The 13,878-nt window shown below is 67.9% G+C and carries 14 protein-coding genes; 9 read left to right on the top strand and 5 right to left on the bottom strand.

Annotated features, from left to right (window positions below; translation table 11 throughout):
• A partial coding sequence (gvpJ, locus tag ABZV93_RS04315; protein ID WP_354930158.1) for a gas vesicle protein GvpJ occupies positions 1–1,156 on the bottom strand: 1,156 nt, incomplete at its 3' end.
• Positions 1,157–1,982: 826 nt separating this feature from the next.
• Here gvpJ and ABZV93_RS04310 point away from each other — a divergent pair.
• Together ABZV93_RS04310 and ABZV93_RS04305 are read left to right on the top strand one after the other, a co-directional pair.
• Positions 1,983–2,474, top strand: a complete 492-nt coding sequence (locus ABZV93_RS04310) for a M23 family metallopeptidase (RefSeq protein ID WP_354930155.1) — start codon at positions 1,983–1,985, stop codon at positions 2,472–2,474.
• A 350-nt stretch (positions 2,475–2,824) separates the two neighbouring features.
• A complete protein-coding gene (locus ABZV93_RS04305) occupies positions 2,825–4,528 on the top strand; it encodes a DUF4091 domain-containing protein (protein ID WP_354930152.1) in 1,704 nt (567 codons plus the stop codon).
• Positions 4,529–4,549: 21 nt separating this feature from the next.
• On the opposite strand, the gene ABZV93_RS04300 is transcribed toward ABZV93_RS04305, so the two are convergent.
• Together ABZV93_RS04300 and ABZV93_RS04295 are read right to left on the bottom strand one after the other, a co-directional pair.
• A complete protein-coding gene (locus tag ABZV93_RS04300; protein WP_354930149.1) occupies positions 4,550–5,110 on the bottom strand; it encodes a dihydrofolate reductase family protein in 561 nt (186 codons plus the stop codon).
• Between the two features lie 94 nt (positions 5,111–5,204).
• A complete protein-coding gene (locus tag ABZV93_RS04295; RefSeq protein WP_354930146.1) occupies positions 5,205–5,684 on the bottom strand; it encodes a MarR family transcriptional regulator in 480 nt (159 codons plus the stop codon).
• Between the two features lie 91 nt (positions 5,685–5,775).
• On the opposite strand from ABZV93_RS04295, the gene ABZV93_RS04290 reads away from it, so the two are divergent.
• The 3 genes from ABZV93_RS04290 (at position 5,776) to ABZV93_RS04280 (ending at position 8,432) form a co-directional block, all read left to right on the top strand.
• On the top strand, positions 5,776–6,591 hold the full coding sequence (locus ABZV93_RS04290; RefSeq protein ID WP_354930144.1) for a class I SAM-dependent methyltransferase: 816 nt from the start codon (positions 5,776–5,778) through the stop codon (positions 6,589–6,591).
• Between the two features lie 342 nt (positions 6,592–6,933).
• On the top strand, positions 6,934–7,530 hold the full coding sequence (locus ABZV93_RS04285; RefSeq protein WP_354930141.1) for a hypothetical protein: 597 nt from the start codon (positions 6,934–6,936) through the stop codon (positions 7,528–7,530).
• Between the two features lie 2 nt (positions 7,531–7,532).
• Positions 7,533–8,432: a nucleotidyl transferase AbiEii/AbiGii toxin family protein gene (locus ABZV93_RS04280; protein WP_354930138.1), complete on the top strand. Its 900-nt coding sequence runs from the start codon at positions 7,533–7,535 to the stop codon at positions 8,430–8,432.
• 65 nt (positions 8,433–8,497) lie between these two features.
• Here ABZV93_RS04280 and ABZV93_RS04275 read toward each other — a convergent pair whose 3' ends face one another.
• Positions 8,498–9,784 (bottom strand): DUF1479 domain-containing protein, encoded by a 1,287-nt coding sequence (locus ABZV93_RS04275; RefSeq protein WP_354930135.1) that lies wholly within the window; start codon positions 9,782–9,784, stop codon positions 8,498–8,500.
• 89 nt (positions 9,785–9,873) lie between these two features.
• Here ABZV93_RS04275 and ABZV93_RS04270 point away from each other — a divergent pair, with 89 nt between their 5' ends.
• From ABZV93_RS04270 to ABZV93_RS04260, 3 genes are all read left to right on the top strand, one after another.
• Positions 9,874–11,040, top strand: coding sequence for an ROK family transcriptional regulator (locus tag ABZV93_RS04270; protein WP_354930132.1), 1,167 nt, complete (start codon positions 9,874–9,876; stop codon positions 11,038–11,040).
• 193 nt (positions 11,041–11,233) lie between these two features.
• A complete protein-coding gene (locus tag ABZV93_RS04265; protein ID WP_354930129.1) occupies positions 11,234–12,058 on the top strand; it encodes an alpha/beta hydrolase in 825 nt (274 codons plus the stop codon).
• A 20-nt stretch (positions 12,059–12,078) separates the two neighbouring features.
• Positions 12,079–12,369 (top strand): hypothetical protein, encoded by a 291-nt coding sequence (locus ABZV93_RS04260; RefSeq protein ID WP_354930126.1) that lies wholly within the window; start codon positions 12,079–12,081, stop codon positions 12,367–12,369.
• Here ABZV93_RS04260 and ABZV93_RS04255 read toward each other — a convergent pair.
• Positions 12,359–13,345, bottom strand: a complete 987-nt coding sequence (locus tag ABZV93_RS04255) for a GNAT family N-acetyltransferase (RefSeq protein ID WP_354930123.1) — start codon at positions 13,343–13,345, stop codon at positions 12,359–12,361. The two genes, ABZV93_RS04260 and ABZV93_RS04255, sit on opposite strands and share 11 nt — an antisense overlap.
• A 209-nt stretch (positions 13,346–13,554) precedes the next feature.
• On the opposite strand from ABZV93_RS04255, the gene ABZV93_RS04250 reads away from it, so the two are divergent.
• Positions 13,555–13,878, top strand: a 324-nt coding sequence (locus tag ABZV93_RS04250; protein ID WP_354930120.1) for a hypothetical protein, incomplete at its 3' end; no start/stop codon positions are given.

Raw genomic sequence — 13,878 nt, 5'->3', positions numbered from 1 at the left:
GCAGCACGATCGCGTCGTACTCCGGCGGAAGGCCGGGAGTGAGAACGGAAGGTGAGAGCGGTTCCTCGTGCATGTGGCGGCAGGCGACCTCGTACGGCGTCGGGCCGGTGAACGGAGGTCCTCCGGTGAGCAGCTCGTACAGCACACAGCCGACCGCGTAGATGTCACTGCGCCCGTCGATCGGACGCCCGGCGGCCTGTTCGGGGGAGAGGTACTGGGCGGTGCCGACGACCGCGGCCGGGTCGGTCAGGCGGCCGGTCTGCTCGGAGGGAGAGCAGGCGATGCCGAAGTCCATGACCTTGATGGCGCCCGACGCGGTGACCATGATGTTGCCCGGCTTGACGTCCCGGTGGACTATGTCGTGGCGATGGCTGGCTTCGAGGGCGTCCAGGACCTCGACGATGATCTCCAGGCTGCGACCGGGCCGAAGCGGGCCGGTCTCGGCGGCCACCTCCTTGAGGGTCGCGCCCTCGAGGTGCTCCATGACGATGAACGGAACGTCGACGTCCCCGCCGTGGTCCGTGCCGGTGTCGTAGACGGCGACGATGGACGGATGGTTGAGGGCGGCGGCCAACTGCGCCTCACGACGGAAGCGTGCGAGAAACTCCGGCTCGGCGGCGAGGTGGCCGCGCAGAATCTTGACCGCCACCGCCCTGCCGAGGAGGTTGTCCACGGCGTCCCACACTTCCGCCATCCCGCCGTGACCGAGCAGCCCACGGAGTTCGTACCGCCCGTCGAGGTGCCGGGCGGCGACCTCCGACGGGTCCGCACCGGGCAGGTGAGGCCGGGCCGGCCGGTCGGTGCGCTTCCGTCTCTCCCCGGAGTCCGCGTCGCCGGCCTCGCTGTCCTTCGATACGCGTACGGTCGGGTCGGCGGCAACCAGCTGCGTGGCGTCGGCTCTCGCGCCGGCCGGGACCTCTGCCACGTCCTCTCCGGGCACCAGGTCGAGCCGGTTGACCACCTCGGCGAACCGTACGTAGGTGTCGATGCTCGCGATCACCGCCCGCGCATCGAGGGCGAGGAGCTCGGCACCTACAGCCGCCACCCGCACGTTCGCGTCGATGACGATGCCCTTGTGGAGCACGGCTTCGACGACCTCGGCGAGACTGTGTGGTCGGGGCGCGCGGCTGATGCTCTGTGCGTACACGGCAGCCATGAGGTGCCTCCTCCAACGGCCTGGATCCTCCGGCCCCCGAGCTCCTTACCTTCCCACATGATCAACGCAACCCCCAATGGTGGATCACCCGGACGCGAGTTGCGCGCGGAACGCGAGCGCGCCGGCACGCGCCCCTTCGATGGTGAGGGAGCCGTTCTGTCAACGACTGCTTGACGGAGAGCGAGTGATCCGTCGCGGGGAAGGTAAGTGCTGGCCGAGTCCGGAACTCGACAGGCCAAGGCCCGACATGGTGCGGTAAAGATGCTTTTCGCACGACCGTCGCGGGGGCGTGTCCCCAATGATCCGCACAACCCCAACGAGGTGACGGCGTGAAAGATCGCCATGACGTTCTGCGTATGAGTTTGTTCGACGGGGCTGTACTCGCCGAGTTCCTCCGATGACGCGGGGGAGACCAGCTCCCACCCACAGGGGTAAACGGAAGGTGCTGCTCGCCGCGACCACGGGGGCAAGCGTCGCGCTCGCGGCCGTCGGCGTCCTCGCCTACTCGCATCTGTTCACGTCCGTGGAGCCGCAGGCGAAGGTGTTGTACGAGCCGACCCCGACCCAGCGAGTCGTCACTCATCGACCGAGCAGAGGCGGAACGCGTGCACCGCTTCCGACGGCGACGGAAATGGCGATGGCGACCACGCTGACGCCGACTCCTACCCCCACGCCCACTCGCACGGCGACGCCCACACCGAAGCCGACCAGGACCGCCACCCCGAAGCCGAAGCCCCCGCCGAGACCGAAACCGAGACCGAAACCGAAGCCGGTTGCCAGGCCCCAGCCCAGGCCCGAGCCGAAGCCCAAGCCGAAACCGGCGACCGTGCCGGCCCGGCTGCCGGACGGACGGCCGAACTTCCAGCTGCCGTTTCGATGTGGGCAACACTGGCGCGCCACGACCTACCCGGGACACAACCCCGAGCAGGGGAAGATCGACTGGTTCTACGAGGACGGCACCACGCGAGGACAGGACGTGCTCGCGTCCGCGCCCGGCGTCGTCGACCACATCTCGCCGAACTCCGGCCTGATCGAGCTGGACCACGGTGGCGGCTGGTACTCGGTCTACATCCACATGCCGACGTTCACCGTCAGCGAAGGCCAGAAGGTCACGCAGGGCCAGAAGATCGGCGAGGTCGGCTCGGTGAACACCGGCGTCGCCCACCTGCACTACGAGCAGCTCTTCGACGAGAACGGCGACGGCCGCGGCTCGACACCGTCCGAGATCCAGATCCCACTGATCATCCAGGGCAAGAAGTACGCGCTCACGGAGGCGACGGACGACGTGGTGGTCACCAGCACGAACAACTGCGGCTGAGTGAGGGACAGGCGCCTTTGGGATCAGGGCCGGGCGAGGACGCGGACCAGGCGCAACGCGGCGTAGGGCCATCCCCGCGCCAGGTCGGCGGGCTTGGGCGTGGCGGGCAGGCCGACGTCAGGTGGACCCGGCCGACCGGCAGCATCAGCAGGGTGCGCCGACACGGTCACGGGCTGGATAACCGCGTCGTCTTCCCCGGCTGTGTAAGAGGCAGCCGTCAGCGTCCTGCGGCAGGTCTGCCGAGAGCTGCGATCGCCATGCTCGCCACTGCGGCCGCTCACCTACGATGTGACACGCACAGCGCGACATTCGTCCGCGCGCTGTTCCGCCGGCAAGGGAGCGACGACAGTATGAGCACGGCATCGACCGGGTGGTCGTTCGTGACCACCGACTCGCTGGAGAAGGTCTACACCGATGGCGATCCGCGTCCACTCGACCGGTCCATCCCGCAGAGCCTCTTCCTCGGCGAGACCGGGTCTGTGCAGGTCGCGTTCAGGCCGCCGCTCGACGGCCGCTCCCCGGACCTTCGGCCGATCGTCTTCGAGTTGACGGGAGACTCGAGCCGGTTCGCGACCCTGCACACGGTCGAGCTCGTCCCGTGCACGACGATGGCCTATCCCGGGCTGCACGACGACCGATACGACCGCGAGGCGCCGGGCCTGTATCCGGACCTGCTCCGACCGGCCGTGGACGGCGAGGTCATGCCGTTGTTCGGCTGGTGGCGTGCGGTCTGGGTCGACCTGCGGGTCGACGACGCGGCGGACGCCGGAGTTCACCGGTTGACGATCACCGCACGCACCGCCGATGGTGATCCCCTTTTCGAGGACACGGTCGAGTTCGAGGTTTTCCCGTACGAACTGCCACCGCTCGACATCGTCAACACGCACTGGTTCCACTGCGACGGTCTGGCGCACTACTACGACGTGCCGGTCTACAGCGAAGAGCACTGGAACGCCATCGACAACTTCCTCGGCCGGGCCGCCGAGATGGGTGCGACGTCGGTCCTCACGCCGGTGTGGACGCCGCCGCTGGACACCGCCCGCGGCACCACGAGAACTCCCGTCCAGCTTCTCGACATCAGCTACTCCGCCGGCCGGTACTCGTTCGGCTTCGACAAGCTCGGCCGCTGGCTGGAGCTGTGCCGCAAGCACGGCCTGGCCCAGGTCGAGATCGCGCACTTCTTCACGCAGTGGGGCGCCGAGGCGACTCCGGCGATCTATGTCGAGGAAGACGGCCAGGTCGTGCACAAGTTCGGCTGGCACGTCGCCGCCACGGACCCGGCGTACCGCGAGCTGCTCGAACAGCTCGTGCCGGAGCTACGGAAGTTCCTGGCCGCGCAGTGGTCCGGCGACGTCATCTATCACGTCTCCGACGAGCCGCACGGTGAGAAGGCACTCGCCACCTACGAAGCCGCGCGTGCGGTGATCACGGATCTGCTGTCCGGCTGCACCATTGTCGACGCCCTCAGCGACTTCGCGTTCTACCAGAACGGCGTGGTGCCGGTTCCGGTGGTGGCCACCAATGCGATCGGCCCCTTCCTGGACGCGAAGATCGACGATCTCTGGGTCTATTACTGCGTTTCGCAGCAGCGCGACGTCTCCAACCGGTTCATCGGTCTGCCGTCGCTGCGTAACCGCGTTCTCGGGCACCAGTTGTTCGCGTTCGACGTGTCGGGTTTCCTGCACTGGGGATTCAACTTCTACAACTCGGTCGGTTCGCGCTCGCACGTCGACCCGTTCCAGGACACCTGCGCCGGTGGCGGGTTCCCGGCCGGCGACCCGTTCATCGTCTATCCCGGACCGAACGGTCAGCCGCTGGACTCGATCAGGTTCAAGGTGTTCGCGGCGGCCATGCGCGACCATCGAGCGATGCAGGCGCTGCGCGACGTGGCGGGCAAGGACGCGGTCATGCGCATCATCGACACCGACGGCGCCGGCGGGTCACTCAGGTTCGACGCCTACAGCTACGACCCGAACCACTACCGGCGTACGCGTGAGCAGATCAACCGACTGGTCGTCGCTGCCTGGTCCGGGTCGGGTGCCGGCCCTTCCTGATCCGCACGCAGGCCGAACGGGTCAGGCCGGCGCGTACCGCGAGAAGGTGATTCCGGAACGGAAGGCCATCGCGTCCAGCAGCCTCAGCGCCGGCACCGCGAACCCGTCGGGGAACAGTCGCCGCCCGCGGCCCTGGACGACGGGGTAGACGAACAACCGGTACTCGTCGACCAGGCCGGCCTCGATCAGGGTGTGGCAGAGCGTGATGCTCCCGGTGACCACGATGTCCGCGCCCGGCTTCGCCTTCAGCGCGCGGACCTCCTCGACGGGGTCGCCGGACAGGACCGTGGAGTTCTGCCACCGCGGGTCGGTCATCGTCGTGGAGATCACGTACTTCTGAACCCGGTTCAGATAGTCGGTGACCCCCGTCGCGTCGTCGGTCTGCTGGGGCCAGTACCCGCGCAGAGCCTCGAACGTCTGCCGCCCCACGAGGAACCCGTCCGCGCGGCTGTCCTGCCGGTGCAGCTCCTCCAGGAGGTTCGCACTGTCGACGTCGCCCTGACTTTGCGGATCGAACCAGTCGTCCAGCATCTCGATCGAGCCGTCGACGGTGATGTTCTGGGTGACGGCGAGCGTGCGCAAGGGTGCCTCCCTGGTCGTGTCGTTTCCACAAGGCAGACATGCGTGGTCCCGAAAACTCATCGGCCGGTGGTCTTCCGCCGCGCCAGATCCCGGGCTAGCCGGCCTCGCGTTCGGCCGCCTGAAGCTTCCGCCACTTCGCCATCGACTCCTTGATCTCCTCGCGCAGGAACACGAAGAACCGGCTGGTCTCGTCCATTCGCCGCCCGGCGGGTGAGTCCGGACCCAGGAGCGCGGCGCCCTCCTCGGCGCCCGCCTGCACCTGGACCAGCACCGGGTCGGACTGGCTGATGAAGTGGCTCCAGGTGTGCTCGTGGATCCGGCAGAAGTCGTGACGGCTGCCGGGTTCGCGACCGCGTTCGACCAGTCGTACCTGCACCAGATACTTGACCGCCCCCGAGATCGCCGAGGCGCCGGCACCCAGCTGCGTGGCGAGCTCGGACGCGGACAGCTTGCCGTCGTCGGCGACCATCAGCGCGGCGTACACCCGCGCGGCCATCCGGGGCATGCCGGAGTCGACCATGATCTGCGCGAACCGTTCCCGGAACGCGGCGACGGCGGTCTCGTCCGCTCCCATGGCTGCACCTTCCCTCCGCCTCACGACCTCAACGAACCCAACTTTGTCACAGACTTCACAAAATTCGTGAAACGAGAGTAGCGTCGACGGCGTGAACGACACCGAACTCGTCGGCGTGCAGAAGACCCTCAGCCCCATCCTGCGTGCCAAGGCACTGGACAACCGCCTGCCGGACCCCATCCTCGGTGACCGGTACGCCGAGCAGGCCATGCGGGGGCTCGACCCCGACTACGACAAGCGCAGGTTCGGCAGCAGCCAGATGGGTCTGGTCGCCGTCGTGCGCGCGAAGGCCCACGACGACTGGGCCCGAAGCTTCCTCGCCGAGCATCCCGACGCGGTGGTGCTGCACCTGGGCTGCGGGCTCGATGCCCGGGTGTACCGGATCGACCCGCCCGCGACCGTCGAGTGGTACGACCTGGACTACCCGTCCATCATCGAACTGCGCAAGCGTCTCCTGCCGCCGCGCGAGCACTACACCCTGATCGGCTCCAGCGTCACCGACCTGACCTGGCTGGACCGCATTCCCCGCGGCCGGCCGGTGCTGATGATCGCCGAGGGGCTGGTGCCCTACCTGACCGAGATCGACGTGCGACAGTTGCTGACCAGCGTCGTCGACGCGTTCCCCACCGGTCAGATACAGCTGGACCTGGTGACGGTCTGGGCGTGGCGTACCTCGAAGTGGGATCCCATGTTGCGCAAGTACGGCACGAGGTTCCACAGCGGTTTCGACGACCCGGCCGCGTTGACCGACTGGCATCAGCGGCTCGAGTACGTCGACGAGGCGCCGATGAACGACTCACCAGTGCTGATGGCCAAGGCGCCCGCGAACGTACGCCGCATGTACCGCGTCCTGAACCTGCTCCCGGGCATGAAGCGGTCCGTCCGCATCGTCCGGTTCCGCTTCTGAGGCGCCGACAGTACGCTCACCGCACTGTGGGCAGTCGGGTCAGCTGCCGGCGAGCTACCAGAACGACCAGCTCATCTCGGTCGAGATGGATTCCCGTCTCTCCACCACCGGAACAGCCTTCCGACCTGACAAGATCCCGTGGACGCGGGACGCCGGGACCTTCTGGGTCCATCCCTGGAAGCGTGCGTACTCCGCTGCGGCGATCGATCGGCAGAGCGGTTGCCGGTAAGAAGCCCACCTGGTCAAGTCCGAGACCCGTACGGCGGTGGTGAAGGGCCTGGGCGTCGGTGCACGTGGATACAACTGTTGCCAGGTCGCCCCTTCCTGGCTACATTTCTATCCATGGTCTGGAGTGAGCGGCTGGGACGATTGCCGGGGACGTTCACGACCGGTGAGGCGAGGCAGGTCGGTCTGCACTTGCGCGATCTGTACCGGCTGCGCGACCAAGCCGCGTTGATGGAGCTTTCGCGCGGAGTGTTCCGTAAGTCCGGCGAGCCGGCGCCCCGGTTCCCCGACCTGCTTGCTGTCGCCCGCCGGGCGCCGCGAGCGGTGGTGTGCCTGACCTCTGCCCTTGCCGTGCACGACCTGACAGACCAGGTGCCTCCAGCGGTGCAGATCGCGGTTCCCCGGACAAGCCGGCCGCCTGCCATCGACTATCCGCCGACCCAGGTATCTCGCTTTGATGCCACAACCTTCGAGCTGGGAGTAGAGCTCGTCGACGCCGCCCCGGGGGAAGCGATCAGGGTCTACTCCGCCCCGCGGAGTGTGGTCGACGTGTTCCGCCTGCGGAGACAGGTTGGGGAGGCGACGGCTCTCATCGCTTTACGGCGCTACATCGCCACCGGCGACCCTCGCGTCGGTGAGGTAATCGAGATTGCCCACACCCTCCATGTTGCTGGGCCGGTACGCGCTGCTATCGACGTAATTACAGCGAGTTGATCATGCCTGTGACGCGTGCAACCGCAGCTGGCCGTGCCTACTTGGACCTGCAGAACCGCGCCCGTCGGGAGCGCCGATCGACACAGGAATTACTCACGTTCTACGTGCTCGAGCGGTTCTTGGCACGTGTAGCAGCTTCGGCGTACAACCAGGAATTCATCCTGAAGGGAGGTCTCCTGCTAGCGGTTCTCGATGCCCGCCGCCCAACCCAGGACGCGGACCTCCTTGCGCGGAATCTGCGAGCCGACGAAGCGACGGTTGCCGCAAGGGTGCAAGAAATCTGCCTGCTGACGCTCGGAGAGGACGACGGGGTCGAATTCCGGGTCCCTACTCTGCGGACCACGCGTATTCGAGAGGACGGCCTTTACGCTGGAGTCCGCGTCGCGATGGACGCTCGCATCGAGCAGGCGCAGACCAAGTTGAAGCTCGATATCAACGTCGGAGACCCAGTGACCCCGGCACCGGTCGAACTTACCTATCCAGTGCTTCGGGAAGGCCAGCCGCTTCGACTCCTCGGTTACCCGCTGGCGACCGTGTTGGCTGAGAAGTTGTGCACTGCGGTGAGCCTCGGGGAAGCAAACAGCCGCGTTCGCGACTACGCAGACGTCTGGACTCTCACCGGCAGGCACGACCTTGACTACGCCGACGTCCGAGCGGCTGTAGAGGCGACGGCACGACATCGTGGTGTTGCGCTCCGACCGCTCGGGGAGAGTATCGGCGAACTCGTAAGAGTGCGCAGTAGCGCCTTTACAGCATTTCGTGGGCAACTCGGCATTGATGGCAGTGAACTCCCGCGCCGGTTCGGCGACCTCGTGCGTGACGTCCTGAAGTTCGCCGATCCGCTCCTGACCACGGCAGCCATCAGGACCAGTTGGCGAGCGGCGGAGCGGATCTGGCGCTAACTCTGACGGCCTCGCCGAATGAGCCTGGCGTCGGGACGCGCGTGGCCCGGATGCTCCTACGGATGTCAGTCGAGGCCGAGGCCGCGCCGGCCGGTCTGGTTGAGGTCGTCCGGTGAGAAGCGGTTCGGCCAGGTGCGTTCGTAGTGTTCGTCCGGGAAGTCGCTCGGGCTCGAGCCGGTGAGGAACGCCTCGCGCACCTGGGCCGCGTAGTCCTCGTTGCGCGGGCACCACGGCGCGGCCGGGATGTAGATGACGTTGCCCCAGCCCTTCTGGTCCGTGACGGGCGCGACGCTGTGGATCATGTCGCAGTGCCACCAGACGGAGTCGCCGGCCTTCACGTCCGGGATGCCGGTGAGGGCTTCCATCAACAGCGGATGCCATTTCTCGCTGACAGGAAAGACCTGGTTGACAGTGACGCCGCACATGTCGTCCTCGGGCACGTCGGGCAGCAGCGGCCGCAGCATGAGGTACGCCATCGCGCCCACGATCGGGACCGTGTGCAGGACGCCCTGGTCGTGGTCCATGTCCGACAGGGCGGTCCAGCCCTGGAAGGTGCGGAACGCCGAGCACATCGTGCTGCCTGGGTACTGCTTGCCGACGGTACGGTTCGCTGCCTGCCAGGGGTCGTACTGCTCGACAGCCCCGTCGAACAAGGGGGCGAAGGCCTTCTGGCTGGCCCGCGTCATCCACAGGTCGAGGGTGCCGGGGTCCAGGTGCGTACCGAGCCCGCCGGAGTCGGTGCCCGGTGGGCGGCGCCGGATCCGGTCGGGGTAGAGCGAGTCGCGGTCCGGGTCGAACCACTGCACGCCGTCGGAGGCGTACGTCCACTGATGATTGAGGAACGCCTGAACGCGCGCCATCCGGTCGCTCTGCCGGGCCTGCATCTGGGTGGGCGACCAGTAGATCGGGTAGATCTCGGGCTTGGAACCGACGCTGCCGAAGAAGTCGTCCCCGGGTCCGCGGTACTTGGCGAAGAAGTCGTTGCTCTCGACGTACTCCACTATGTCGCGGTCCCAGCCGAGCGCCTGCTCCCGCTCGAAGTGCCCGCGTACGACCAGACAGCCGCGGCGGCGTAGCTGCGCAACCTGCTCGGACGTGACCGTCCCGGCGGCGATATCGGCGTAGTCGATGACCGGCCAGATCGGGTCGCCGTTCCTGCGCGCGGCGGTGATCTGCTCGACCTCGGCCCGGATGCCGTCCTCGACGACCGAGAACACCTCCTCGACGGTACGGCCGGACGCGGCGATCCGGGCGCGCAGCGCGGCCTTGATCTCGCGGACCGCCTTCGGCAGGTCGTCCGGCGTCTGCTCCCAGTGCGGAAGTGCGGGCAGGGTGACGGGGCTCGCCGACATGGCCACTCCTTCTGGTCACGGCTCCTTACTTGAACGTGACTGTAGGCGTGCCCGGCCTTCTAGGCAAGATCCCTGTCTAGAATGGCCGGGTGGATCCCGCCAAGCCGTCGCCGGAGTTGCTCCGCGGCCTGACCGACGAGCATGTGCTGTCGGCCCTGATGCGACGGCGCCTGATGACGCGTGCCGAGCTGGCCGCCGAGACCGGCCTGTCGAAGCCGACGACGGGCGAGAGCGTGCGGCGGCTGGTGCAGCTGGGGCTCGTGGTGGACACCGGCGAGCGCAGTGCGGGCGGGCGTGGTCGCGGCCGGGTCGGGTCGTACTACGCACTCGCCGCCGATGTCGGTGCGGCCCTGGCGGTCTGCATCGCGCCGGAAGGAATCGTGGTCGAGGGCGTCGACGCCTACGGCGAGACCCTGGTGCGGGCCGAGGAGAAGATCGACAGGCCGGCCGGCCCGGAGGCTGTGGCCGCAGCGGTGGTCGCCGCGGCGGAACGGGCCCGCGGTCGCGTCGGCGGGTCGATCCGGCTCGTGGTCGTCAGCGCGGCCGGCCCGGTCGACCGTTCCACCGGCCGCCTGGTCCACGTCGCGGACGAGCCGTTCCTGATCGGCGAGCTCGATCCGACGGAGATTCTCGCGCCGTACGCCAGTGGGCCGGTCGTCGTCGACAACGACGTGAACTGGGCGGCACGGGCCGAACGCGACCACCGCGACGACCACGGCGCCCCGCGGCTGAGGGACTTCGCGTACGTCTTCCTCGGCGAGGGACTCGGCTGCGCGATCGTCAGCGACGGCCAGGTGATGAAGGGCCACACCGGCATGGCGGGCGAGATCTCCCACGTCGTCACCAGCGGACGAGACGGCCGGGCCACCCCACTGATCGACGTCTTCGAGCAGTTGGACCTGCGCCAGCCCGGCTCCACCGCCATCGACGTCGATCGGCTCGTTGCCGCTGTCACCGACGAGCAAGGTGGCGCCGCAGTACGCCGGACACTCGGCCAGGCTCTCGGCGGAACGCTCGCGGCCATCGCTGCCCTGGCCGATCCCGAGACCGTCGTCGTCGGCGGTCCCTGGGGAATGCATCCGGTCGTCCTCGAAACCATCAATGCTTCTGCCGGCGACCTGCCCCGGCGTCTCGAGGTCCGCGCCGCGCAACTCACGGTCGAGCCTTCCCTGACCGGCGCTCGCGCGGCAGCGCTCGGTTGCCTGCGCAAGGCGATCGTTGCCGCGGCCACGAGTGCCAGTTCCACTGCGCTGTAAACAAGACTGCCGCCGGCTCGCTGCCGACCAGTGCCTCTCTCCGATTCGGCCGATCAACAACCAACGTGTGGCCGTGTGATCCAGGGACATTCCACCCAAAGGGTCGCGTCAATCAGGTGTGCGTGGCGACTTCGGCTTGGCCCTGTCAGGTCCGTGTCAGGTCCACGTCAGGTCCGGCGCGGATGGTGGTCGCATGACAACGAACAGCACGTCCTCGATCCACTCGGCCTGGACCGGCATGGTCGCGGTGGACGACACCGCTCTGGCCGTCACCGACTCCGGCGGTCCCGGTATTCCCGTGGTCTACCTCAATGGCCAGTTCGCCACCCAGGGGTACTGGCGGCGGGTCGTCGCCGAACTCGGCACGGACTGGCGGCACATCACCTACGACGAGCGGGCCCGCGGCAGGAAGTCGAGACGGTCGTTGGACTACTCCTTCGAAGCCGCCGTCCGAGACGTCGACGCCGTTCTCGCAGCCAGGGGCGTGGAGCGCGCGTTCCTGGTGGGCTGGTCCTACGGAGCGGTCGTGGCAGCGCACTGGGCGAGCCGCAATCCGGAGCGGGCTCTGGGCGCAGTCCTGGTCGACGGCGCTTTTCCGTACGACTGGCTCGACGAGGCCATGGAGCAGCGGATCCGGAAGCTGTTCCGGCGGATGGGATGGTTCACGCCGCTTCTGCGCCCGACCGGCCTCACGCCGCGGATGAGCGCGGAACAGCAGGCCGAAAGCAACATCGAGCTCGGCAGACTCTCCAGGGAACGCGAACTGGCCCCCGTGCTGGACAACATCACCGTCCCGACCCGGTACGTGATCGCTTCCGGCACGTCGTTCGGAAGCAGGGGCGACGAGCAGGAACGCATCCGTGCCGGCCTCGACAGAGTGGTCGAACGCAACCCGAACATCCGGGTCAGCGCGAAGGTCACCAGCAACCACGGCGCGATCCTGCGCAGGGACTTCACGGCAGTTGCCCAAGCAGTACGGGAGGTCGCCGACATTTCGTGTACGAACTCCCACGACTGAACGCCGGAGGCGACCAACTCATGGAACTGATCATCGGAGCCGTCATTCTCCTGGTGGGGATCCTGATCGGCCGCTACCTGCCGGGCCCGGGCCGGCCGCGGCGGCACGCCCTGGAGGAGGCCAAACCGCTGTGCGGGTGCGGACACAGCCCTTCCTTCCACGAGGAGAAGGGCCGCTGCCACGGACTCAACGAGGTGGCCCGGTGGGAGGGCGGAAGGTGGGCCGGCATCGAGTCGGTTTCGTGCAGCTGCCAGAAGTACACCGGGCCGGAGCCGCTGCCGGCCTTCTACGCCCCGGAGATCACCGGGTAGCCGGCGTACGCCACCAGAACGTGAGGTTGCGAGCCGGCCGACCGTGCCTTCCGGTCGGAAGGACGGCCGCGTTCGTGAATCCCGCAACGGCCATAGGGCGTTCGTACATGTCGGAATCCGCCGTGGTCGCGAAGACGGGGCGCTGCGGCCAGTCGACCCTGTCGAGAAGATCGCCGAGGAGATGCTCGAATCCGGGAAGCACATGGACGTCGAGGAGCCACGCACCGCCGAGCGTCAGCGGGCTGGGAACCACATGGCACCACCCGACGACTCCTCCGGCCGAGCTCTCCGCAACGTACGATTGCGCCTCCGCAAGCTCCAGTTGACCGAGCAGTTTCAGGAAGCTGCCCTCCGCGCTTCCGCACTCCTCGATCGCCAGCGCCGGTGACCTCGGAACAGTCTCACCGGCGAGAGGGGCATGCGCGAGGACGAAGCAGAACGCGCCCCAGTCGGCCCACCTGGTCCGGCGGATCGTCGTGCCGCCCGACACGTCAGGTGCGAGCCCGCTCCCGGGCTCGGCGAACCAGAACATCTGTCCCGACTCCGGAACCGCGGACCGGAACCCGAAGGAGCTGTAGACGTCGTAGGGCATGGAGCCGTAACCCGTGGACAGGGTGAGGTGGGTGAATCCCAGCGCCCTGACGTCCTCCATCTGCGCGGCCATGAGCTGACCGAAGGCGCCGCGGCGCCGCCACTGCGGCACCGTGTAGACGTGGCCCAGCACCCCGAAGCCACGAGCTCCCGCGACCATGACGTGCGTGACCGGCTCGCCGTCGACACAGCCGACGTAGAAGTGGGTCCGAAGGTCGTCCAGCGGCCGGTCGAGCGCACTCTCGATGTGGCCGGCGTAGGGATCGCCCTTGTGGCGCAGGAAGAACGCCAGCCGGTCCGCCCAGTCCGGGTCCGGGGCGTCGACGGCAGCGAGTTCCAGGGACTCACCGCTGGTCAAGTTCCCGAACCCCAGGTGGCGGTACATGGAAGCGGAACCTCCTTCAGGTCGCCCTGCAGACTGCGCGGCCGCCTGCAGGCCTGTCAACGCCTTCGGCCGCCGTCGGCTGGCCGATCCAGGGCGCGCCCCGGCAGAGAGCACGTCGAGTGTGCCCGGCGGGCCGGGATGCCCTGCCATGGTGTAGACCCGACAGGGAAGTTCTGCCAACTGCCCACCACGACGCGGGATGTGCCGGGATGAGCGAGACAGCTGACAACGTAGGCGTGCGGATGGTCCGGGAGGACTTCGCCGACGTCCCACAGTACGAGCTGCCGGCGGGCTATCGGTTCCGCACGTACGAGGTGGGGGACGAGCGGACGTGGACCGACCTGCACGTCGCGGCCGAGCCGTACATCGACGTGAAGCCGGACCTGTTCGTACGGGAGTTCGGCACGGACCCCACGCTGCTGTCCGACCGCATGTTCTTCGTGGAGACGCTCGGGGGCGAGCCCGCCGGGAGCATCACCGCGTGGTGGGAGCACGATCGTCACAACCCCGACGAACGCGGGCGTATCCACTGG

The organism is Actinopolymorpha sp. NPDC004070 (genome assembly GCF_040610475.1).
GTDB lineage: Bacteria > Actinomycetota > Actinomycetes > Propionibacteriales > Actinopolymorphaceae > Actinopolymorpha.
The sequence above is the reverse complement of the archived record's forward strand: the minus strand, read 5'-3'. Positions and strand labels throughout refer to the sequence as shown.

Excerpts from the sequence above, each read along its gene's own strand:
- ABZV93_RS04305 (WP_354930152.1), top strand. The coding sequence starts at position 2,825 with ATGAGCACGGCATCGACCGGGTGGTCGTTCGTGACCACCGACTCGCTG.
- ABZV93_RS04280 (WP_354930138.1), top strand. The coding sequence starts at position 7,533 with ATGCCTGTGACGCGTGCAACCGCAGCTGGCCGTGCCTACTTGGACCTG.
- ABZV93_RS04260 (WP_354930126.1), top strand. The coding sequence starts at position 12,079 with ATGGAACTGATCATCGGAGCCGTCATTCTCCTGGTGGGGATCCTGATC.
- ABZV93_RS04285 (WP_354930141.1), top strand. The coding sequence starts at position 6,934 with ATGGTCTGGAGTGAGCGGCTGGGACGATTGCCGGGGACGTTCACGACC.
- ABZV93_RS04295 (WP_354930146.1), bottom strand. The coding sequence starts at position 5,684 with ATGGGAGCGGACGAGACCGCCGTCGCCGCGTTCCGGGAACGGTTCGCG.
- ABZV93_RS04255 (WP_354930123.1), bottom strand. The coding sequence starts at position 13,345 with ATGTACCGCCACCTGGGGTTCGGGAACTTGACCAGCGGTGAGTCCCTG.
- ABZV93_RS04265 (WP_354930129.1), top strand. The coding sequence starts at position 11,234 with ATGACAACGAACAGCACGTCCTCGATCCACTCGGCCTGGACCGGCATG.
- ABZV93_RS04275 (WP_354930135.1), bottom strand. The coding sequence starts at position 9,784 with ATGTCGGCGAGCCCCGTCACCCTGCCCGCACTTCCGCACTGGGAGCAG.